The following is a 21379-nucleotide window of genomic DNA, read 5'->3' as shown; positions in this document are numbered from 1 at the left end:
GACATGAACTTAGAAGAACAAATTAGAAAAATTTTAGCAGAAGAATTAACAAAATCTGAAGGTACACAAGCACCTGTTGCAACAGGCAACAAAGGTATTTTTACTAACGTGAACGATGCAGTTGCTGCAGCTAAAGCTGCTCAAGAAATCTTTGTAGACTGCACAATCGAAACACGTGACAACATTATCCAAGCAATTAAAGATGGTTTCACTCCATTATTAGACTACATTGCTGAAGAAATTGTTAAAGAAACTGGCATGGGTACTAAAGAAGCAAAAGTTGCTAAATTACAAAATGCTTTATACAACACACCTGGTACTGAAGACTTATCTTCAGAAATCGAAACTGGTGACGGTGGACTTGTTATGTACGAATACGCACCTTACGGCGTAATCGGAGCTATCACTCCAAGTACTAACCCTGTTGAAACTGTTATTGCTAATGCAATCATGATGTTAGCTGGCGGAAACACTGTTTACTTTAGTGTTCACCCAGGAGCTAAAAACATTTCTCGTTGGGCAGTTGAAAAAGTAAATGAATTTATCTTTGACGCTGTACAAATGGAAAACTTAGTGGTTTCTATTGACAAACCATCTATCGAAGCTGCTCAAGAATTAATGAAACACCCTGACATTGCTGCTTTAGTTGTAACTGGTGGTCCTGGTGTTGTTCACCAAGCTATGATCAGTGGTAAAAAAGCAATTGGTGCTGGTGCTGGTAACCCTCCTGCAATGGTTGACGAAACTGCTAATATCGATTTAGCTGCTCACAACATTGTGACATCTGCTGCTTTTGATAACAACATTTTATGTACAGCTGAAAAAGAAGTTGTAGTTGTTGAATGTGTGAAAGATGAATTAATCAAAAAAATGCAACAAGAAGGGGCATTCTTAGTAACTGACCCTCGTGACATCGAAAAACTTGCTAGCATTACTTTAAGAGAAAATGGCACACCTAGCCGTAAATTCATCGGTAAAGATGCTACATTTATCTTAGATGAAGCTGGTATTAGTTATACAGGTAACCCAAGCTTAATCATTTTAGAAACTCCTAAAGATCACGTGTTAGTAGTGAAAGAAATGTTAATGCCTATCTTACCAATCGTTTCTGCTAAAGATTTTGATGAAATGTTAGCAGTAGCTGTTGAAGTGGAAGGTAACTGCCACCATACAGCATCTATCCACTCTGAAAACTTACCACATATTAACCGTGCAGCTCACAGAATGAATACTTCAATCTTTGTAGTTAACGGACCTACTTATGCTGGTACAGGTGTTGGTAGAACTGGTGCTTCTGCTCTAACTATTGCAACACCAACTGGTGAAGGTACTACTACGGCTAAATCATTTACTCGTCGCCGTCGTCTAAACTCACCTGAAGGTTTTTCAATGAGAAGCTGGAAATAATTGTTAACCACACGGAGGGGATAAAATGGATGAATTAATAATTCCAACAAAAATTTATTCCGGAGAAGATAGTTTAAATGTACTATCTTCTTTCCGAAATATGGATATTTTAATGGTCTGTGATAGTTTTCTACCAGGCACAGATAACTTGAAAAAAATTGAAGCACATTTAAAGGGAAATTCAGTTGAAATTTTTTCTGATGTAAAACCTGATCCTCCTTTAGATAATATCATGAAAGGTGTAGACGTCTTTATAGCTAAAAAACCAGATGTGGTGATTGCTATTGGTGGCGGTTCTGCGATTGATACAGCAAAAGCAATTCGTTTCTTTGGGGAAAAATTAACCAATAAAGAAGTGGCTTGTTTTGTGGCTATACCAACAACAAGTGGAACTGGTTCAGAAGTGACGAATACATCTGTTATATCAGATACTAAAAATGGTGTGAAATTCCCATTAATTCGTGCTCACTTGATTCCTGATATTGCTATCTTGGAACCAACTCTAGTTATGAGTGCACCTGCTAGTGTCACAGCTTTTTCTGGGCTAGACGTTTTAACACATGCCCTTGAAGCCTTAGTATCAAAAGATGCTAACTTATTTACAGATGCACTAGCTGAAAAAGCTATTCAAGTGATTACAAATCAACTTGTAGATACATACAAAGATGGTCACAATGTTGAATTGCGTAAAGCTGTTCATGAAGCATCTTGTTCAGCTGGTTTAGCATTTAATACAGCTGGTTTAGGGATTTGCCATTCTATTGCCCATCAATTGGGAGCAAAATTCCATGTACCACATGGTTTAGCTAATGCCATGTTACTCCCATATGTTGTAGAGTTTAATGCCCAAGATCCTGATGTTTGTCGCAAATATGCTGAAGCTGCAACTAAAGCTGGCATTGGTCCAAGTACGTTGTCAGACAAATTATTAGTGAAACGCATTCAAAAGAAAATTTTCTCTATGATGCGTGACATGAAATGCCCTATGACATTAAAAGAATTTGGAATTAATCCAAGTGATGTCCAAAAAGAAATGGATTGGTTAGTATCTCATGCAAAAGCAGATGGTACTTATCCAGGTAATCCTATTGAACCCACAGATGAAGATTTAAAACAAATTATAAAAAAAGTAATGGCATAATAAATAAGGAGTCTATGTATGGTTGAGTATATTGGTGAATTATTAGGAACAATGATTTTAATTGCATTAGGTGTTGGGGTTGTTGCTAGTGCAAATTTACAAAAAGGTTACGGTAAAGGTTCAAATTGGCTATATATCTCCCTTGGTTGGGGATTCGCAGTAACATTTGGTGTTTATGTATCAAGTTTTATTGGTTCACAAGGTCATTTAAATCCAGCTATTACCATTGCATTTGCAATGTTTGGTTTATTCCCTAAAAATCTGGTGTTAGGTTATGTTATTGCCCAATTTATTGGGGCATTCTTAGGAGCAGCGCTTGTTGCTATTCATTTCCATACCCATTTTGAAGCCAGTCATAATCCAGAGGAAGGTAACTCAGTCGGCGTATTTGGTAGTGGCCCATCTATTCCTAATCCTCTATTTAACTTTTTAAGTGAGTTAATTGCCACATTTGTTTTTGTTTATGTTTTATTAAACTTAGGTGACTTTACAGAAGGTTTGAAACCACTTATTGTTGGATTACTTATTACTTCTGTAGGGATCAGTTTGGGATCAACAACTGGTTATGCTTTAAACCCAGCTCGTGACTTTGGGCCACGTTTAGCTTACCAAGTGTTACCAATTCCAAACAAATCTGATGCTAACTGGGGCTATGCTTGGGTTCCAATCGTAGGACCAACTGTCGGCGCCATTTTAGCTTGTGTATTGTTTAAAGCCGTTTAATTAACGGTAGGGTTGTTAAGTTAGGTTTATTTTTTAGGAAGAATTGAGGTAAACTATGAGTACAAAAGTTATGGCAATTAATTCTGGTAGTTCATCACTTAAATTTAAGTTGTTTGAAATGCCTGAAGAAGTTGTAATCACAGAAGGAGCCTTTGAGCGTATTGGACTATCTGGTTCAGTATTTGGTTATACATATAAAGGCGAAAAAACAAAAGAACAAATGGATATTGCTAATCATGAAATGGCAGTGAAACATTTGCTAGATACATTGATTGAGCAAAATATTATTGAAAGTTATGATGAAATTGTAGGGGTAGGTCACCGTATTTCTCATGGTGGTACTTACTACCAAGATGCAACGTTGATTGACGATTTAGTAGAGCAACATATTGAAGAACTAAGTGTGTTATCTCCACTTCATAACCCTGTTAACTTGATTGGTATTCGTTCATTTAAAAATGTTTTACCGCATGCAAAACAGGTAGCTATTTTTGATACATCTTTCCATCAAGGTATGCCTGAAAAGAATTATATGTATGCATTACCATATAAATACTATGAAGAGTATAGTATTCGTCGGTATGGATTCCATGGCCCTAGTCACCAATATGTGACAGAAGAGGCGCTTAAATTTGATCCAGAACATACGAAAAAATTAATCGTTTGTCACATTGGTAGTGGTGGTAGTATTGCTGCAATGGTAGAGGGACAATCTATTAATACTTCAATGGGCTTCACTCCATTGTCAGGTTTGGTTATGGGGACAAGAACTGGTGACTTAGATCCACAAATTCTTCCATTTATCCAAGAAAAAGAAGGATTGAGTCCTCAAGAATTGCGTAAAATGATGCATGAAGATTCAGGTTTATTAGGATTATCAGGTATTTCTAGTGACTACCGAGATGTAGAAGAAGCAGCTGATAATGGTAATGAACGAGCTAAAATGGCTCTTGAAGTATTTGCACAACGTGTTATTTTCTACATTGGTGCTTATGCTGCTCAAATGAACGGAGTAGATTGTATCGCCTTTACAGCAGGTGTTGGGGAACATTCTGATCGTTTAAGAAAATATGTTTGTGATAGTCTATCTTACTTAGGCGTTGAAATTGACGAAGAGAAGAACCATGAAAATGCTTGGTCACTTGAAACTGAAAATAGTAAGGTACGAGTTTTAGTTATTCCAACGGATGAAGAAGTAGTGATTGCTCGCGACGTTATGCGAATTGCAAAACTATAATTTATTCCAGTTATACATGTTTCGTAAGTTAAAATAAATATGAAAGTCTATTGATATGAATCACTCTCCTAAAGTTTTTTAATCCAATGCTATATTTATTTTAATTTATATATACAAGCACTTTATAGTTTTATAAAGTGTCAAACTACTAAGTGTCAAGCCAACACTTAGTAGTTCGGGCTAAAAAACTATGTTGATAGTTTTTTAGCCTTTTTTAATGAAAGATATAATTAGACCAAATAGGTTAAACTGTCTATAATAGTATTAGATTTAGCCTGAATCCTGTGAGGAACAAGCAAAAGGCGAGGCTTTTGTAAAGGAGGTAACCTAGTGCGGAAAATTATTTTAATGGGGGCGGTTGAGTGTGGAAAGACAACGTTGTGCCAACGAATTCACGGAGAAGACATCCAGTACAATAAAACACAAGCTGTTTCTTTTTACCCTGAAATGATCGACACTCCTGGAGAATTTATTTTACACCGTCAATTTAATCATGCTCTTACTGTGACGGCAGCTGATGCACAAATTATTGGACTTGTTCAAAGCGTTAAAGAGCAAGAACAAGTATTTTCACCAGGATATGGTTCGATTTTCCCAAAAGAAATTATTGGTATTGTGACCAAAACAGATTTGGCCCAAGATCAAACTGAAATTGACAATATCGTCAATCAACTAAAAACAGCAGGTGCGCAACAGATTTTTCTAGTTTCATCCTATACAGGAGAAGGCATTTCTGAGTTGGTTGAGTTTTTAGATAAACAAGAATAAACATCCTTTCGTTAATTAAAATCAGAATAAAGAGTAAGGAGCGATTGTTTTGGATAATCAAGGAGATAATAAACAACGAGTTATTCAGGAATATGTGCCAGGGAAACAGGTCACATTGGCCCATATTATTGCGAGTCCAGATAAAGAAATCTATACTAAATTAGGTTTAACAGCTAGTGTTGGAAGTGCTATTGGAATTTTGACCATTACCCCAAGTGAAGCAGCTATTATTGCAGTAGATATTGCGACTAAAAGTGGCAACATCGAAATTGGTTTTATCGACCGGTTTAGTGGCTCTGTAGTAATTACTGGAGATATGAGTTCTGTTGAGTCTGCATTGCTGCAAGTCATTACCTCTCTTAAAGAGATTTTAGGCTTTTCAGTAGCGTGTAAAATCACCCGAACTTAATGAAAGTGTTAAAGGCAATTACTCAAGTATGAAGATCAAACAAGCACTCTTTAGCTAGAGTGCTTGTTTAGTCAAATGGGATAGATTATTGTAGAATATAAATAGAACAAAAGAAAGGAGGAGAGTAAAATAGTGTGTGTCTACGCTATGGATAATGATGAATGAACAGCAAAAAACATCTAGTAAACAAGATCCTTTTTCTAAAAGTCATCCTTTCGTCAATTTGTTCTATTTTGTCTGTGTGATTGGTGTGAATATGTTTTTAGTTCATCCGATTATTTTAGGCTTTTCACTAATAGCAGCTAGTTTATATACTGCTAGATTACATAGTTGGCAATCAGTTTTTCGGCAGTTTTTTAAATTTTTATTGCCAAGTATGATGATTGTTCTTTTCTTTAATGTGTTGTTTAACCATAACGGAGAAACAGTGCTGTATCGTTTTAGTAACGGAAAACCTATTACCTTAGAAGCGATGGTTTACGGAGGACTGCTATCAGTAGTATTAGCTGTGACGATTTTATGGTTTCGTTGTTATAATCAAGTGATGACCAGTGATAAGTTTATTTATCTGTTTGGACGGATACTTCCAGCTAGCTCTTTAGTCATTTCCATGGTCTTTCGGTTCGTGCCAAAATTTTCCAGACAAGTGACTTTAGTACGTCAAGGTCAACAAGCTCTAGGGAGAGATGTAACAGACGGTACCTTGAAAGAAAGATTGAATCATGGTTTTTCTATTTTTTTAGTAATGATTACGTGGGCTTTAGAAAATGCGATTGATACTGCTGATTCTATGAAAGCTAGAGGATATGGCTTATCAGGGCGATCTTCTTTTAGTGTTTACCGACTAACTAGGAGAGACTGGTGGCTGTTAACTATTTTAACTTCTTCTTTTGGTTATTTTATGTACACTGTTGTCATAGGAACTTTTTCTATGACCTACTACCCTAAAGTTCAATTATCTGTTTGGCCGTTAACTTGGACTTCGGCAACTGGGATGATAGCCTTCTTCTTATTAATCAATTTACCAGTATTATTGGCTTATGTTGAAGAAGCTTATTTTAAGCGACTGAGAAAACAGGCCAAACATCATGTCAGATTACCTGATTACTTTAAGCAATAGGAGCGTATATGATGATGAATTTATTAGAAGTGAAACAGTTTTATTTTTCTTATCCCAATCAGTCCACTCCTATTTTAAAGGATGTTAATTTTTCTATTGAAACAGGTAGTTTTAATGTGCTTTTTGGAAAAAGTGGCAGTGGTAAAACCACCTTGCTTCAACATTTAAAACCACAATTAGCTCCTGTTGGTCAAACTCAAGGGGAGATTTTATTTTTAGGAAAATCTGTAAAAGAGTTGAGTTTAAGGACACAAAGCCAAGATATTGGTTATGTGCTACAAAATCCAGATAATCAGTTGGTAACAGATAAAGTGTGGCATGAATTAGCTTTTGGGTTAGAAAATCTTGGATATGATACGGAGACGATTCGTTTACGTGTAGCAGAGATGGCTTCTTATTTTGGTATTCATAATTGGTTTGATAAAAATGTAGCAGAATTATCTGGTGGTCAAAAACAAATTTTAAATTTGGCAAGTGTCATGGTGCTAAATCCTAAACTGTTGATTTTAGATGAACCAACTTCTCAGCTAGACCCGATTGCAGCTAAGGATTTTTTAGAAACAATTTATAAAATCAATCAAGATATTGGAACAACGATTGTTATGACTGAACACCGACTTCAAGAAGTGTTTCCAATAGCAGATCAAGTATTGTTATTAGAAAAAAATAAACCTTTAATTCACGGGACTCCAAAAGAAGTTGGTCAAATTTTGCGAGAAACGAAAGGGGATATGTTTTTAGCTATGCCTATTCCCATGCAAATTGCTGCCTCTGTGGAAAAACAGGGAACAGATTTACCTTTAACTGTACGTACAGGAAGAGCCTGGCTAGATAGCTTAGATTTAAAAGAAAAACTGATAGAAGAAATTTCCCCAGTTACTAGTGACTCTAAAAAGATTGTCTTAGAAGCAAAAGATGTGTGGTTTCGTTATGAACAAATGAGTCAAGATGTGATTAAAGATTTAAGTCTGAAAATTTATCAAGGAGAATTTTTTGGCTTAGTCGGGGGAAATGGTACTGGAAAAAGTACTGCTTTATCTTTATTAGGTGGGATTAGACAACCTTACCGAGGAAAAATTAAAGTAGCTGGACAAAGTATTCAAAAATATGATGGACAGGCCCTTTACCAAAACTTATTAGGGGTATTACCACAAAATCCGCAAAATCTATTTATAAAAGATACTGTACTGGAAGATTTATATGAAGTAGTTGGTGGCATGGAAGATAAAGATCTGCCTTATTATGCTATTTCTATGACTAAAAAACAGATGGTAGAAGGTATTAGTAATCTGACCCATTTAACTCACTTATGGCAACAGCATCCTTATGATTTAAGTGGTGGAGAGCAGCAGCGATTAGCTTTAGCTAAAATACTTTTACTAAGACCGACTATTTTATTATTAGATGAGCCGACAAAAGGCTTAGATGATTTTTATAAAGAAGAATTAGGTCAGATACTTCAACAGCTCAACGGACAAGGGATTACGATTGTAATGGTATCTCATGATATTGAATTTGTAGCAAACTATGCTCATCGTTGTGGCTTGTTTTTTAATGGAAATTTAGTGAGTATTCAGCCAACCCGCGAATTTTTTGCAGGAAATCAGTTTTATACCACCACAGCAAATCGCATGGCTCGGCAATATTTTCCTAATGGGATTACATTAAAGGATGTGGTAGGATGTATCAATCATCAAAAGAGTTTTTAAAAGCTTTATATGAAGATATGGAACAACCAAATCAATTAGAGGAAGAAGCTACCCCTCTAACGACTAAAGATGTTTCAAGCTCTGCTACCTCTCACTCTCGTCCTGGTTCTAAAGGGATACCAGTGACTTCACCGAAAAAAAACAAGTTAAGTTTGCGAGTAAAACTTGTGAATATCTTCTTGCTGTTACTAGTTCCATTTGTGATTTATTTTGGAGGTAAACTGACTAACAGAAATTATTTAGCGGTCAGTGTGATGCTATTAATAATTGGAATGGTGCCCTTTTTTTTCGCATTTGAGGACCGAAAACCTTCAGCAAAAGAATTGGTGCTATTAGCAGTCTTGGTCGGAATTGCTGTAGTGGGACGAGGGATATTTTTTATGCTCCCGCAGTTTAAACCTATGGCAGCAATTGTGATTATCAGTGCTGTTAGTTTAGGAGCTGAAACAGGTTTTTTAGTAGGGTGTTTATCAGCGCTTATTTCTAATATGTTCTTTAGTCAAGGACCTTGGACTCCCTGGCAAATGTTTGCCTTTGGGATGGTGGGATTTGTAGCAGGTTTAATTTTTCACCGGCGTAAACAAGTCTCACGCTTAGAACTTAGTTTATTTGGTTTTATCAGTATTTTTTTGATTTATGGCTTAATTATGAATCCTGCCTCAGTGATTATGTACACAAGTGACGTCACATTTGGGGCAGTCATAACATCATTCGTTTCCGGTGCACCCATGGATCTAATCCATGGGGGATCTACTGCTATTTTTCTATTTATTTTAGCAGATCCTTTCTTAAAAAAATTAGAAAGAATTAAACAAAAACACGATATTATTTAGGAGGAAATAACATGAAACAATCTATTAAAAAAATATTTTTAACTCTGACTTTAATGGTCGGATTATTTACCTTAGTTGCTTGTGGTAACGGAGAGGCAGATAAGAAAGCTGACACACCTAAAAAAGACGATCAAGTGACGGCTACGATTATTTTACAAGAAGATAGTAAAGAAATAACTAAAAAAGAAGTAGAAGTTAAAAAAGACGAATCTTTGTATGATGTTATGGAAGATAACTTCAAATTAGAAGGAAAAGACGGTTTTATTACAAGCATTGATGACCATAAACAAGATGAAAAAGCTCAAAAATATTGGACTTATACGATTAATGATGAACAAGTCAATAAAGGAGCAAAAGACATTAAGCTAAAAGATAAAGATAAAGTAATCTTTAACTTAGCAGCAATGGGTGAGTAGATAGACCGAGTTAACGAATGATGAATAGATAATCCCACTAAAGAGTGTATTCTTTAGTGGGATTTTTGGTTATGCTATAATAACATTATCAAAATGATAGGGATAAAAGTTTAGGATAAAAAGGAGGTATCTATGATTAAATTAGTGATAACAGATTTAGATGGAACGTTTTTAAATAGTCAAGGAAGTTTCGATAAATCGTTATTTAAACAAGTGAAAGAGCTGATGGATGACCGGAAAGTCAAATTTGCGATGTGTACCGGTAAGCAATGTGAGCGTGTAGAGGAACTATTAGGAGAAAATTGGGCACAAGATGTGTGGATTTTAGGTGATAGTGCTACACGCATTAAATATAGGGGCGAGTACGTTTACCAATCTTTTTTACCTAATTCAATTGGATTAACATTGATTAGTCGTTTAGAAAATATTCCAAATAGTGGGGTAATCATTGCTTGTACGACTAAAGGGGCTACTATTTTAGAGACGACTCCCCCTGACTTAATGGAAAAAGTGAGAAAGTCTTATAGGAATGTCCTAACGGTGAAAGATTATCAAGCTATCCAAGATGATTTTGTTAAAATAACTTTATATGATCCTTTAGAACAATGCTTTGAAACGATAAAATCTTTACAAGACATGGAAGAACAGGCTTATATGGTAGCGTCAGAAGCTGCTTGGATTGATATATCTAATCAGGGAGTTCATAAGGGAACTACTGTAAGAAAACTACAAGAGATGCTAGACATAACGCCAGCAGAAACTATGGTTTTTGGTGACGGGTTAAATGACCGAGAGTTATTATTGTCTGGTGGTTACCGATTTGCAGTGAGAAATGCCTTTGATGAAATCAAAGATATGGCAGACTACATAACTTTGTCTAATGATCAAAACGGGGTGTTAGTAGCTATCCAAGATTTTATTTCTTTGCAACCTAGCCTTTCTAATTAAAAGGTTTTATACGTTATATATAATAAGTATAAAACTATATTTTTTGTTATGTTTAATATATTTATTGACTTGTTAAATCAATCGTGCTAAATTTTAAAGTACATTTTTTAAAATGGACTCCTTGCTAGTAAGGACTAGACTCCCTGTTTAGAAAATCGATGGTTGCTGCAAATCGGTGATAGTTTAGTTTCTGAATTACACAAATGAGGCACAAGTAAATAGATTGTATCAAGAGGAAAACAAGCGATTGTTTTTAAAATTAAGGTGGTACCACGAGTTAATTCGTCCTTAGCTAATTTATTAGCTAAGGACTTTTTTATTAATTTTTATTCAGAAAGGGAAGATGTTGATGAAGTGTGGAGGGATTATTAATTATGGCAACACAACTCAATTAGCTAATAAATAAAAAACTAAGGAGAGAATGTGTATGCAAAGAAATAAACAACCAAGTGTTTTAGAAGCAAGTATTATGTTAGTCATCGTCTTTATCAGTATTGCCACAGGTGTTATTGGGTTAGGTGTATCTCCCAATGTTGCCATCTTATTTGCCATTGGACTTGTGATGATCTATGCAGTGGTTAAAAAGATGCCTGCTAGTCAGTTACATGAAGGCATTATAAAAGGACTGACTCCAGGGCTGATCCCTATTTTTATTTTTATCTTAGTTGGTTCTTTAATTGCGGTTTGGATTCAAGGAGGGATAATCCCAACGCTGATGGTAGTTGGGTTTAAATTGATCGATATTAGATGGTTTGTTCCCTCAGTATTTGTCGTGTGTTCGTTAGTGGGAAGTGCTGTTGGCAGTGCTTTTACAGTGATGTCTACGATTGGGATTGCTTTTTTTGGTATTGGGACTACTCTTGGCATTTACCCACCTTTAGTTGTGGGAGCTATTGTGTCAGGCTCTGTTTTTGGCGATAAAATGTCTCCTTTGTCTGAGTCAACTAATTTAACTGCGGCAGTAGTTGAAGCTGATTTATTTAAACATATCAAACATTTAATGTGGTCTACAGTGCCTGCTTTTATCCTATCTCTTTTATTATTTTCAGTGTTAGGTTTGAATCATCGACAAGTAAATTTACAAGAAATTAATCACATTATTAACCTGTTAGAAAAACAATTCACTATTTCTTGGGTAGCAGTCATTCCTGTTATATTGATGCTTGTCTGTGCTTGGAAAAAAGTACCAGCTATATTGACTATCCTATTAAATATTGGAGTGACTATCGTGTTCATTATTTATCAACAACCAAAGATAAAAAGTCATCAGCTTGGAGCATTAATAGAATCTGGTTACCTATCCAAAACAGGCAATCAACAAATGGATCTATTATTATCAAGAGGTGGAATTGAAAGTATGCTGCCTACAGTGTCTTTAATCATTCTTACGTTGTCACTAGGTGGTTTATTAATGGAAACAGGTTTAATTAGTCAAGTGATGAGTTTGGTAAGTAAACACTTATCCTCCACTTCTAGTTTAATCATGGCTACATTACTTTCAGGGATTGGAGTCAATCTGTTCATTGGAGAACAATTTTTGTCAGTTATTTTACCAGGTAATGCCTTTAAAGAGCTTTACAAAAAAGCTGGATTAGATCCCGTTGTCTTGGGCCGGACTTTAGAAGACGGAGGAACTGTGATTAACTATTTAATTCCTTGGGGGATTGGTGGCGGTTTTGTGGCAGCTACGTTTGGTATCCCCACAATGACCTACTTACCCTTTGTATTTTTTAGTTTGCTATCACCAGTGTTTTCTATTGTTAGTGGAGTAACTGGTTTAGGGATAACCTATAAGACTAGCAGTTCTAATATTTTAACCAAAAACTCTGTTTAGATTTTCTAACTGTTAAGGTGTTAGTTTCTCACAAGAGGTGTTATCCACAATGATAGCCACAAATTTTTCAGCAGCCAGTGATAAGGGAACACTTTTTAAATGGCAAATCCCAATAGCTCGTTTAGGAATGGTTTCTTGTAACTTAATTTCATGTAAAAGCTGTTGCTGAAGGTATCCCATGGAGAATTCTTTAGTCACACAGGCAATGCCTAAATTAATTCTAGCTAAATCTAGTAAAAGGTCATGGGCACCTAGCTCAAATTCTGGTGACACTTGTAAATCATGTTCTGCTAAAAAGGCATCCATAAATCGTCTAGAGGTAGAGTTGGTTTCTAAGCAAATCAAAGGATGTTTGAGTAATTCTTCTAAGGATAAAGGTTCCGTTAGCAAATGCTGATATTCTTTTCCACAAACAAAAGTATCTTGGACTTGTTTACAGGGAATAAGGGATAATTTGGGATCTGTTACTGGAAAATTACAAAGAGCTACATCGATTTCGCCTGTTTTTAGTAACTCACATAACTCCATGGTAGTTCCGTTAACTAATTTAAAAGTAATATCTGGATATTCTTTGTGAAATTTCTCTAAGTAAGGTAGAAGGAAATAGCGAGAAATAGTATCTCCTACTCCGATTGCCATTTTTCCAGCAGTTAATTCCTTAAAGGCTTGCATTTTTTTCTCCCCAGCATCGATTAAAGATAGGGCAGAGTGAACGTGATCGTAAAGTAACTTTCCTTCTTGGGTTAGGGTGACCCCTTTCGGAGTTCGGTTAAATAGTCTAATATCTAGATCTTCTTCTAGTTGAAGGATAGATTGACTAACAGCTGGTTGAGTCAAGTAAAGAGATCTAGCTGCTTTTGAAAAACTGTTATTTTCTGCGACGGCTTGAAAAATTCGATATAAATCTAGTTTGATTACCATATAAGCTCTCCTTATATCTATTATAGTAGATATTCATTTTACTTATAGCATAAAACCATGTATAGTACAAGGGTAGTTAAATTTTAAAACGACGCAAGACGTAAAAGGAGCGAGTTTTTAGTGGAAAGAACAGTTGGTACAGTAACAAGAGGTGTTCGTTGCCCAATTATTAACCAAGGAGATAGTATCGAACAAATCGTAGTGGATAGTGTCTTGAAAGCATCACAAGCAGAAGGGTTTGCTCCACGAGATAAAGATATCGTGGCAATCACAGAGTCTATTGTAGCTCGTGCACAAGGCAATTATGCAACGATTGATCAAATTGCAAAAGATATTACAAATAAATTTGGTAATGATACAGTTGGTGTTATCTTCCCAATTCTAAGTCGTAATCGTTTTGCAAACTGCTTACGAGGTATTGCTCGTGGCACTAAAAAAGTAGTTTTAATGTTAAGTTATCCTTCTGATGAAGTGGGAAATCATTTAATTTCTCTTGATATGTTAGATGAAAAAGGAGTTAATCCTTGGACAGATACTTTAACTGAAAGTGAATTTCGTGAATTGTTTGGCTATAACAAACACAGATTTACTGGTGTGGACTACATTGAATATTATAAAGAATTAATTACCAATGAAGGTGCAAAATGTGAAGTTGTCTTCTCACAAAAACCTAAAACTATTTTAGACTACACGAAAAGTGTTTTAACTTGTGATATTCACACACGCTACCGTACAAAACGTATTTTAGAAAATAATGGGGCTGAAAAAGTCTTTACATTAGATGATATTCTTGCCGAATCTGTTGATGGTAGTGGTTTTAATGAAAATTATGGCTTACTAGGTTCTAATAAATCAACAGAAGAAAGCATTAAATTATTCCCACGGGATTGTCAACCAGTTGTGGATGCTATTCAAAAAGAATTAGCTGCTAAAACTGGCAAAAACATTGAAGTAATGGTTTACGGAGATGGTGCGTTTAAAGATCCAGTTGGAAAAATTTGGGAGTTAGCAGATCCAGTAGTTTCTCCTGCTTATACAAAAGGATTAGACGGAACACCTAACGAAGTAAAATTAAAATATTTAGCAGACAATAACTTTGCTGATTTAAGTGGTAAAGAATTAGAAGAAGCTATTAAAAAACATATTAACGAAAAAGATGACGACTTAGTTGGAGCGATGGAAGCTCAAGGAACTACTCCTCGTCAATTAACAGACTTAATCGGTTCTCTAGCTGATTTAACATCAGGTAGTGGAGATAAAGGAACACCAATCGTTTATATTCAAGGTTACTTTGATAACTTTACTAAATAAGCAATGACTTAGTAAAGAACAGGCTATTTATTAAGATAGCCTGTTTTTTTATGGGAAAAATTGACAGAATAGGGTTATTCCTATAAAATCTTCTTCTTGTATAACAAAATAATAAGGAGATGACCTTATGTCAGCTTTGTTGAAAAAAGCCAGTAGTAAATTATTTTTATTGCTTTTCTTATGTGGGTATATTGGCGGAATTGTAACGGTGTTGGGAGTTAAAACCTCTTATGTAGCAGTTTTTGGTGTGACAGCCTTACTCATGTATACCCAGCTACCTACCTATATGGACTCTAAAGTATTCAATGCTTGTTTGTTTCCAGGTTTATTTATAGGAACAGTGATAAGCTCTCAAGTTTTAATGAGTCAATTGTTTATTGGCTTCAAATTACTAGTGTTACTCATCTATTTAGTCGCTACTCTTTTTTTATTAGCACCAGGTTTACTTGGTAAAAGCTATGTTCCTTTTCTGTTTCTTTTTGCATTAAATTTAGGTGTGCCAGGAGATGTGACACAACAATTATTAGCTGCTTTACTTGTCGGGATCAGTGTGTCTGCTGTTTACTTATTTCAACATAAAAAGGAGGCCCATATTCCTTTAACTAAATCTTCCTTTGCACCTTTTCTAAAAGCCTGTCAAAAGCATAAAAAGTTTCTACTATTATTAGGTGTTGGAACTGCTCTGTTTTCCGTAATAGGTCTTATGATTCGAGATACTCGGTTTGTTTGGATTGGGGTAACTCTTATGTCAGTGTTAGAGCTAGAGTGGCAAGATACTAGGAAAAAAATGTTTCACCGACTTTTAGGAACTGTATTAGGGATTGGCTTATTAGGAATTATCTATACTATTTTGCCAACTGGCCTGTTACCTATTTTCTTCTTAGGTTTTAATTATGCTTATATGTTTGTGGAAGATTATTTAATTAAAATGATTTTTATTACAGTCAATTCGATTAAAGCAAACATGGTGATGTTTCAAATGAGTTTACCTATTTTAATTTGGCAACGATTTATCTTTGTTTCAATCGGGATAGGCATTGTTTTATTTTTAATGGGAAGCGTAGCTAGTTACCGAAAAATAGCTAGAAGCTAGTTCGCTAGCTAAATCATTAACCAAGTGTTTTAATAGAAGGAAGAATAAAAAAGAAGGTGATTACATGAAAATCACTGTAGAGGAACTTTATCATCTTTTATTGAAACACTTAGGAGATCCAGGTTGGTGGCCGGCTGATAGTTTGTATGAAATCATGATTGGAGCTATCTTAATTCAAAATACTAATTGGCATAATGTTGCTCTCTCACTAAGGAAACTTAAAGAGCGCCAATTGTTAATCCCTCAAAACATGTTTCAGTTATCTGCTGAAGACTTAAAACCCTTGATTCGTTCAAGTGGTTTTTATCAAGCCAAAAGTCGAAGTATTATCAGTTTGACAGATTGGTTAAGTCAGTACCAGTTTGATTTAGCTAGTATTAGCCAAAAACCAATCAAAGAATTAAGGCAAGAACTGTTAGAGATTAAAGGGATTGGAAATGAAACAGCGGATGTGTTGTTACTGTATGTGTTTCAAAAGAATGTCTTTGTTGTAGATACCTATACTAAACGTATTTTTAATCAATTAGGCTATTTAGACACTAAACAAGATAGATTGTTTCAACAGAAGGTTGAAACAAATTTATCCCTAACTTTGTCTGAACAACAAATGTTTCATGGTTTATTAGATGAGTTTGCTAAACTATATTTAAGAAAAAACCGAGAACAATGGGACACTAGTTTCTTAGCCGATTACCAATTAGATTTATAAAAAACCTTTGCTTTAACAAGTTAATGTTAAAGCAAAGGTTTTTTTCTATCAGAAGAGAGTTATTAGGACTGATTATCCGCAAAGTATTCTTCTGTATATAATTTCCCCCACTCCTGCATATGTTGGATAATTGGCTGTAAAGTTTTCCCAAATTCAGTATATTGATATTCTACGTGAGGAGGAATTTCGGGGTATTGAATGCGAGAAATTACCCCATCTTCTTCTAGTTCACGCAATTGTAAGGTTAACATACGTTGAGTAACAGTAGGAATAAGTCGTCTAAGTTGATTAAATCTTTTAGGACCATCTAACAAATGGTAAAGAATAATTCCTTTCCATTTTCCTCCCACAATATCAATTGCCAATTCTACAAAACAACCATTCATATCTTCCCATTGCTGACTACAATTCACTTGTTTTTCATGCCGATCTAGCACATTAACACCTCCATTCGTTACAAAAATGATACTATCCTACAAAAATGTGCGTTCTTGTATCGTGATTGATTCTAATTTAACATGAATAAGTACCAGGTGACTATTAAAGTTGCTTGTTAATAGAAAAGGAGTCGGTATTGATGCATATTTTAACAGTCGTGGCACATCCACGGGAAAATTCTTTAACAATGGATGCGACGAAACAATTTATTAATGGGTTGAAGAAGAAGGGTCATACAGTTGAGGTGTTGGATCTATACCGTGAAGAATTTGATCCTGTCATGATTGAAAAAGACGAACCAGATTGGAGTCGAGGAGATTTACATTATTCTAAACGAGTAATGGAAGAAATTGACCGATTAAATCAAGCAGATGGGTTAGCTTTTGTTTTCCCAATTTGGTGGTATAGTATTCCAGCTATCATGAAAGGCTACATTGATAGAGTTTGGCAATATAACTATGCTTATGGCAATCATAAATTACCTCATGAAAGAATACAGTGGATTGGTTTAGTGGGAGGTTCAAAAGAAGGCTTTGAAAAAAGAAGTTACGATAAATTAGTGAAACACTATTTAAATATTGGTCTTTCTCAGTTTGTTGGGGTAGATACATCTCGAGTAAATCTTTTGTACGGTACACTAGAAGCAAGCTCTGAAGCAGAACAAAAAGCGTATTATACATCATGGATGAATGAGGCCCATCAATTAGGTCTTGAATATGATAGCTTTGAATCGGAACAAGATAAAATTGATTATTAGGAGATGATCCTATGTTTAAAAATAATGTGACGTATCAGAGAACTTTCAAAAAAAATAAATTAACCTTGGGGATGTTTGTTCCAATTGATGCTTACCCAGGCGATTTTACTAAGGATCCGTTAGAGTCACAAATTAAACGGATTCAACAATTAGAACAAGCTGGGCTAGCTGCTATTTGGATGCGGGATATTCCGATGCTAGACCCTATGTTTGGAGATGCAGGACAATTATATGATCCATTAGTTTATTTGCCGTTTTTAGCTGCCCATACCCAACAAATTGGATTAGGTATTGGGAGTTTAATCTTACCTATAAGACATCCTATCCATTTGGCTAAAACAACTGCATCTATTCAAGCTTTATCTAACAACCGCTTATTACTAGGAGTTGCAAGTGGTGATCGTCCCATGGAGTTTCCAGCTTTCCACATTTCTATGGAAGAAAGAGGCCAGTTATTCCGTGAAGCGATGACATCGATGAGAAAAATCTGGCAAGAAAGTTTTCCTAGAATTGAAACAAGTCAAGTTTCTTTAGTAGGAGAAGGGGATATTTTACCTAAACCTTCTGTAGATATTCCTATGTTTGTAACAGGATCTAGCAGACAAACTGTTCAGTGGATTGGTGAAAATAGCGACGGATGGATGTATTATCCTCGTAATCTTTATTTTCAAAAAAGAGCATTAGAAGACTGGGATAAAGCAACAAATGGTGTATTTAAACCTTTCCTTCAATCTCTCTATATTGATTTAACAGAAGATCCAGATGAACAACCTACACCTATTCATTTAGGATTTCGTTTAGGCCGCAATCCTCTTATTGATTTTCTAGAACAATTACAGACTATTGGAGTCAATCATGTCTTACTCAATATCAAATACTCTACACGCCCAGTTTGTGATGTTTTAGATGAATTAGCCAAATACGTTATCCCAAAATTTCCTATAAATGAGTAGCAATATTCACATACAAAAAGACTGGCTAAAAACCAGTCTTTTTGTATGGTTATGATTAGGTAGAAATAAATAATTAGGCTAAAATAAAGAAGAAAAAATAAAAAGGAGGTGTAGGTAGATGGATAATTTTTTAAAAGAATTCCGTTCATATATCGTAAGGTATATAGATGAAGGAGACCATTTAGCTTATAAAATAGGGATTACTCTTGGCTTTATCTTACTATCCATTATGATTTATCAATTAATTAATCAGCTACTGCTTAAAAGATTAGCGAAAAAAGAAATAAAAAAAGTACATGGTGCTAGAGGCATTATCAAATTAACGCTTTTTGTAGTGAACGTTTTATTTGTTTTACTAATATGGAACAGTAAAACAGAAACCTTTATCATTCTTATTTTAGTGAGTGTCTTAGTTATGAGTTTAATTTTAAGAGGGATGCTAGATAATATGATTGCCTTTTTTCTTATTTTAAATCGCCATTATATTGAGCTATACAATAGAATAGAAATAAACGGGATGAAAGGAGAAGTAATTAAAATCAATGTGTTTAATTTCAAGCTGATGGAGTTAAATAATTGGTTTGATTCTGACTCACCGACTGGGAGAGTGATTACCATACCCAACAAAGTGTTACTTGATTCCCCTTTTACTATCTATGAAGAGTTGACTGCTTTCGTTTGGAATGAAGTCCGTTTTACCCTCACTGCTGATAGCGACTGGCAAAAGGCGTTAAACATTTTAAAGCAAGTAGGAGAAAAACAGTACCAATTAGTAATGAATCATGAGTACGAAGATGTTTCTGACAAAGAGAAAAGTTTTGCTTATTTTGACATGTTTGATGGCACCCCAGTTCCTTCTGTGGACTTAGACTTAACAGAAAAAGGTATCACTTTGTATCTAAATTATTTAGTTCATTATAAAAATGGCACAAGTACCAAAACACGACTATATAAAGAAATTTTAACCGCTTTTAGCCAGCAGAATATTACATTAATGAATGGACGATATGATATTAAGCAAATTTAAAAGGACAAGAGACTGGTTCTCTTGTCCTTTTGATTTAATATAATAGACGGTTCCAAAGTGGTTTATCTCTTTTAAGGTATTTTTGTGTTAGTGATTCAGTGGTATCAATAGCATGAGGGTACGTTCCTGGAATTAAAATTTCTACTTCTATTTGAGAAAAGTCAATTAAAAAAATTAACCCTCTTGCAAAAGTCATCGCAAATAAAAACCGTTGACAGTCTTCAGATAAACTGCGACGTAAGCCACCTTTTAACCAATCAACTGTAGAGCCTACAAATTTAACTTTCCCGTTAATTTTATAGCGGTATAAGCCTATTTCTCTAAAATAAGGGGAAAAGTTAGCCGCTTGTAAGAATCCTAGTGATTGCCATTGATCGTCCCAGTAAGCTAAAGGGTCAGTGGTTTGGGTTGTCCTTCTTTTTTTAGTAAGTGGATGGTTTAGATTCCATACATGTGTCATTTCCATGAAAATCAGTCCTTATTTTTATTGTTAGAAAACAGATAGATTATAATTAGAGTTTTCTAATCTTTTAAAGGTATTTTATCATAATTAATTTAAAAAGCAAGTAGAAAGCTTGACGAAGACTGTTAGAGCAGGTTTTGGTTTAAAGGGTTATCTATTTTATCTTGACAGAAGAGAGAAGTTTGTTAAAATAAGACTTACAATTAAATCGTTTTAGAATATAAAGAGTTTGGTGAGTGATTACACACAATGACCCAACAGCAACATGTCTAAGTAATTTAGATAATGTGCTCCAATGTAAGCTGATATTCTCCTAGAAAAACCGTTCGGAGGATATCTGAGCGGTTTTTTTGATTATTCTAAAGGAGGAACTATCAGTGGAGAATCAACCAAAAGAAGTGACAAAAGGAGCTAGTGTGGCAAGTCAAATATTAGCTAAAATGAATGAGGACAGAGAAAAGAAGAGATTAAAACAACAGGAACTGGAAGAACAAGGTTACAGGGCAGATGACGTAAAAGCTGTTAACAAGAAACAAAGTATAGATACCTGTCAGGAACTATCACATTTAGATATAAAAATGATGGATCAGGATGGAAAAGTAATGAGTAATCAAAAAATATTTTTCGATAAAGAAATTCATCAACTTGTTTTTAGTTTAAGTTTATAAAAAATAGGCTAAGGGGTTTGTGAAAATTAGTAAACTCCTTAGTCTATTTTTTATTTTTTTATTCTAGAATAAAGAGATATATTTTTTTCCTACTATATTATGACTTGTTTTTTTATATTGTTTATTTTCCTGAAATAGAAGCTCTTTTTTAGATAGATAAAGCATATATAGAAAAAAATCAGAAAAAAACAAGATTCTTTCAGAAAAAGACTTGCAATTCTTTTTTTTGTTTGATATAGTATTACTTGTCGTTACGAAAGACAAAAACAAATTAAAAAAAAGATTTGTTATTAATTTTAAAAAGTTGTTGACAAACTTAAACAAGAATGATATTATTAAGTAGTTGTCGAAACGCAACAAATTAGACCTTTGAAAACTGAACAAAGAATAAGACGAACCAAATGTGTAGGGCGTTTTTACAAGATGTAAAAACAAACTTATATTATTTATAGTGAAGTCAATTCGCTAGCAAACAAAATTGAGCTAAATGTCTT

22 protein-coding genes are annotated in these 21379 nt (G+C 34.7%); 19 read left to right on the top strand and 3 right to left on the bottom strand.

All coding sequences use genetic code 11. From position 1 onward, the window contains the following. Positions 1-3: 3 nt before the first annotated feature. The 12 genes from C7P63_RS07060 to nhaC all read left to right on the top strand — a co-directional run bounded on the left by C7P63_RS07060 (position 4) and on the right by nhaC (position 12545). Entirely contained in the window at positions 4-1407 is a 1404-nt protein-coding gene (locus C7P63_RS07060; protein WP_125943469.1) for an aldehyde dehydrogenase family protein, read from the top strand. Between the two features lie 25 nt (positions 1408-1432). Then, complete coding sequence (locus C7P63_RS07055; RefSeq protein ID WP_125943468.1) at positions 1433-2548, top strand: 1-propanol dehydrogenase PduQ; 1116 nt, start codon at positions 1433-1435, stop codon at positions 2546-2548. An 18-nt stretch (positions 2549-2566) separates the two neighbouring features. Next, positions 2567-3271 (top strand): MIP/aquaporin family protein, encoded by a 705-nt coding sequence (locus C7P63_RS07050; protein WP_125943467.1) that lies wholly within the window; start codon positions 2567-2569, stop codon positions 3269-3271. A 55-nt stretch (positions 3272-3326) separates the two neighbouring features. Then, on the top strand, positions 3327-4508 hold the full coding sequence (locus C7P63_RS07045; protein ID WP_125943466.1) for an acetate/propionate family kinase: 1182 nt from the start codon (positions 3327-3329) through the stop codon (positions 4506-4508). A 330-nt stretch (positions 4509-4838) separates the two neighbouring features. Further along, entirely contained in the window at positions 4839-5276 is a 438-nt protein-coding gene (locus tag C7P63_RS07040) for a EutP/PduV family microcompartment system protein (RefSeq protein ID WP_125943465.1), read from the top strand. 49 nt (positions 5277-5325) lie between these two features. Continuing rightward, positions 5326-5685, top strand: a complete 360-nt coding sequence (locus tag C7P63_RS07035; RefSeq protein ID WP_125943464.1) for a BMC domain-containing protein — start codon at positions 5326-5328, stop codon at positions 5683-5685. A gap of 136 nt (positions 5686-5821) precedes the next feature. Then, positions 5822-6805 (top strand): energy-coupling factor transporter transmembrane component T, encoded by a 984-nt coding sequence (locus C7P63_RS07030; protein ID WP_125943463.1) that lies wholly within the window; start codon positions 5822-5824, stop codon positions 6803-6805. A gap of 11 nt (positions 6806-6816) precedes the next feature. After that, positions 6817-8514, top strand: a complete 1698-nt coding sequence (locus C7P63_RS07025; protein WP_243640817.1) for an ABC transporter ATP-binding protein — start codon at positions 6817-6819, stop codon at positions 8512-8514. After that, positions 8487-9347 carry an ECF transporter S component gene (locus C7P63_RS07020; protein WP_125943462.1) on the top strand — a complete coding sequence of 287 codons (861 nt, stop codon included), beginning with the start codon at positions 8487-8489 and terminating at the stop codon, positions 9345-9347. Before C7P63_RS07025 ends, C7P63_RS07020 begins: the two co-directional genes overlap by 28 nt. Before the next feature lie 11 nt (positions 9348-9358). After that, a complete protein-coding gene (locus C7P63_RS07015) occupies positions 9359-9763 on the top strand; it encodes a DUF4430 domain-containing protein (protein WP_125943461.1) in 405 nt (134 codons plus the stop codon). 132 nt (positions 9764-9895) lie between these two features. Next, a complete protein-coding gene (locus tag C7P63_RS07010; RefSeq protein WP_125943460.1) occupies positions 9896-10711 on the top strand; it encodes an HAD family hydrolase in 816 nt (271 codons plus the stop codon). A gap of 427 nt (positions 10712-11138) precedes the next feature. Beyond that, positions 11139-12545 carry a Na+/H+ antiporter NhaC gene (gene nhaC, locus C7P63_RS07005; RefSeq protein ID WP_125943459.1) on the top strand — a complete coding sequence of 469 codons (1407 nt, stop codon included), beginning with the start codon at positions 11139-11141 and terminating at the stop codon, positions 12543-12545. A gap of 12 nt (positions 12546-12557) precedes the next feature. On the opposite strand, the gene C7P63_RS07000 is transcribed toward nhaC, so the two are convergent. Next, complete coding sequence (locus C7P63_RS07000) at positions 12558-13466, bottom strand: LysR family transcriptional regulator (RefSeq protein WP_125943458.1); 909 nt, start codon at positions 13464-13466, stop codon at positions 12558-12560. Positions 13467-13586: 120 nt separating this feature from the next. Here C7P63_RS07000 and C7P63_RS06995 point away from each other — a divergent pair, with 120 nt between their 5' ends. From C7P63_RS06995 to C7P63_RS06985, 3 genes are all read left to right on the top strand, one after another. Continuing rightward, entirely contained in the window at positions 13587-14777 is a 1191-nt protein-coding gene (locus C7P63_RS06995) for a coenzyme F420-0:L-glutamate ligase (protein WP_125943457.1), read from the top strand. Positions 14778-14904: 127 nt separating this feature from the next. Beyond that, complete coding sequence (locus C7P63_RS06990; protein ID WP_125943456.1) at positions 14905-15870, top strand: FUSC family protein; 966 nt, start codon at positions 14905-14907, stop codon at positions 15868-15870. Between the two features lie 64 nt (positions 15871-15934). Continuing rightward, positions 15935-16579, top strand: a complete 645-nt coding sequence (locus C7P63_RS06985) for an endonuclease III domain-containing protein (RefSeq protein WP_125943455.1) — start codon at positions 15935-15937, stop codon at positions 16577-16579. A 62-nt stretch (positions 16580-16641) separates the two neighbouring features. On the opposite strand, the gene C7P63_RS06980 is transcribed toward C7P63_RS06985, so the two are convergent. Next, positions 16642-17016 carry a winged helix-turn-helix transcriptional regulator gene (locus C7P63_RS06980; RefSeq protein ID WP_424580145.1) on the bottom strand — a complete coding sequence of 125 codons (375 nt, stop codon included), beginning with the start codon at positions 17014-17016 and terminating at the stop codon, positions 16642-16644. Between the two features lie 140 nt (positions 17017-17156). Between C7P63_RS06980 and C7P63_RS06975 the strand changes: the two genes are divergently transcribed. From C7P63_RS06975 to C7P63_RS06965, 3 genes are all read left to right on the top strand, one after another. Then, positions 17157-17774, top strand: a complete 618-nt coding sequence (locus C7P63_RS06975; protein ID WP_125943454.1) for an NAD(P)H oxidoreductase — start codon at positions 17157-17159, stop codon at positions 17772-17774. A gap of 11 nt (positions 17775-17785) precedes the next feature. Continuing rightward, complete coding sequence (locus C7P63_RS06970) at positions 17786-18727, top strand: LLM class oxidoreductase (RefSeq protein ID WP_125943453.1); 942 nt, start codon at positions 17786-17788, stop codon at positions 18725-18727. A 118-nt stretch (positions 18728-18845) separates the two neighbouring features. Further along, complete coding sequence (locus tag C7P63_RS06965; RefSeq protein WP_125943452.1) at positions 18846-19754, top strand: mechanosensitive ion channel domain-containing protein; 909 nt, start codon at positions 18846-18848, stop codon at positions 19752-19754. A 34-nt stretch (positions 19755-19788) separates the two neighbouring features. Here the strand turns inward: C7P63_RS06965 and C7P63_RS06960 are convergent, their stop codons facing one another. After that, on the bottom strand, positions 19789-20220 hold the full coding sequence (locus C7P63_RS06960) for a hypothetical protein (RefSeq protein ID WP_125943451.1): 432 nt from the start codon (positions 20218-20220) through the stop codon (positions 19789-19791). A 374-nt stretch (positions 20221-20594) separates the two neighbouring features. On the opposite strand from C7P63_RS06960, the gene C7P63_RS06955 reads away from it, so the two are divergent. Next, positions 20595-20885 (top strand): hypothetical protein, encoded by a 291-nt coding sequence (locus C7P63_RS06955; protein WP_125943450.1) that lies wholly within the window; start codon positions 20595-20597, stop codon positions 20883-20885. Positions 20886-21379: the final 494 nt, after the last annotated feature.

Source organism: Vagococcus humatus (assembly GCF_003950325.1).
GTDB classification, from domain to species: Bacteria; Bacillota; Bacilli; order Lactobacillales; family Vagococcaceae; genus Vagococcus_C; species Vagococcus_C humatus.
This window is presented reverse-complemented; position numbering and strand designations above follow the sequence as displayed.

What these genes read in the sequence shown, in the direction of transcription:
- C7P63_RS07060 (WP_125943469.1), top strand. Translation starts at nt 4, where the DNA reads ATGAACTTAGAAGAACAAATTAGAAAAATTTTAGCAGAAGAATTAACA.
- C7P63_RS07055 (WP_125943468.1), top strand. Translation starts at nt 1,433, where the DNA reads ATGGATGAATTAATAATTCCAACAAAAATTTATTCCGGAGAAGATAGT.
- C7P63_RS07050 (WP_125943467.1), top strand. Translation starts at nt 2,567, where the DNA reads ATGGTTGAGTATATTGGTGAATTATTAGGAACAATGATTTTAATTGCA.
- C7P63_RS07045 (WP_125943466.1), top strand. Translation starts at nt 3,327, where the DNA reads ATGAGTACAAAAGTTATGGCAATTAATTCTGGTAGTTCATCACTTAAA.
- C7P63_RS07025 (WP_243640817.1), top strand. Translation starts at nt 6,817, where the DNA reads ATGATGAATTTATTAGAAGTGAAACAGTTTTATTTTTCTTATCCCAAT.
- C7P63_RS07020 (WP_125943462.1), top strand. Translation starts at nt 8,487, where the DNA reads ATGTATCAATCATCAAAAGAGTTTTTAAAAGCTTTATATGAAGATATG.
- C7P63_RS07015 (WP_125943461.1), top strand. Translation starts at nt 9,359, where the DNA reads ATGAAACAATCTATTAAAAAAATATTTTTAACTCTGACTTTAATGGTC.
- C7P63_RS07010 (WP_125943460.1), top strand. Translation starts at nt 9,896, where the DNA reads ATGATTAAATTAGTGATAACAGATTTAGATGGAACGTTTTTAAATAGT.
- nhaC (WP_125943459.1), top strand. Translation starts at nt 11,139, where the DNA reads ATGCAAAGAAATAAACAACCAAGTGTTTTAGAAGCAAGTATTATGTTA.
- C7P63_RS07000 (WP_125943458.1), bottom strand. Translation starts at nt 13,466, where the DNA reads ATGGTAATCAAACTAGATTTATATCGAATTTTTCAAGCCGTCGCAGAA.
- C7P63_RS06990 (WP_125943456.1), top strand. Translation starts at nt 14,905, where the DNA reads ATGTCAGCTTTGTTGAAAAAAGCCAGTAGTAAATTATTTTTATTGCTT.
- C7P63_RS06985 (WP_125943455.1), top strand. Translation starts at nt 15,935, where the DNA reads ATGAAAATCACTGTAGAGGAACTTTATCATCTTTTATTGAAACACTTA.
- C7P63_RS06975 (WP_125943454.1), top strand. Translation starts at nt 17,157, where the DNA reads ATGCATATTTTAACAGTCGTGGCACATCCACGGGAAAATTCTTTAACA.
- C7P63_RS06970 (WP_125943453.1), top strand. Translation starts at nt 17,786, where the DNA reads ATGTTTAAAAATAATGTGACGTATCAGAGAACTTTCAAAAAAAATAAA.
- C7P63_RS06965 (WP_125943452.1), top strand. Translation starts at nt 18,846, where the DNA reads ATGGATAATTTTTTAAAAGAATTCCGTTCATATATCGTAAGGTATATA.
- C7P63_RS06960 (WP_125943451.1), bottom strand. Translation starts at nt 20,220, where the DNA reads ATGGAAATGACACATGTATGGAATCTAAACCATCCACTTACTAAAAAA.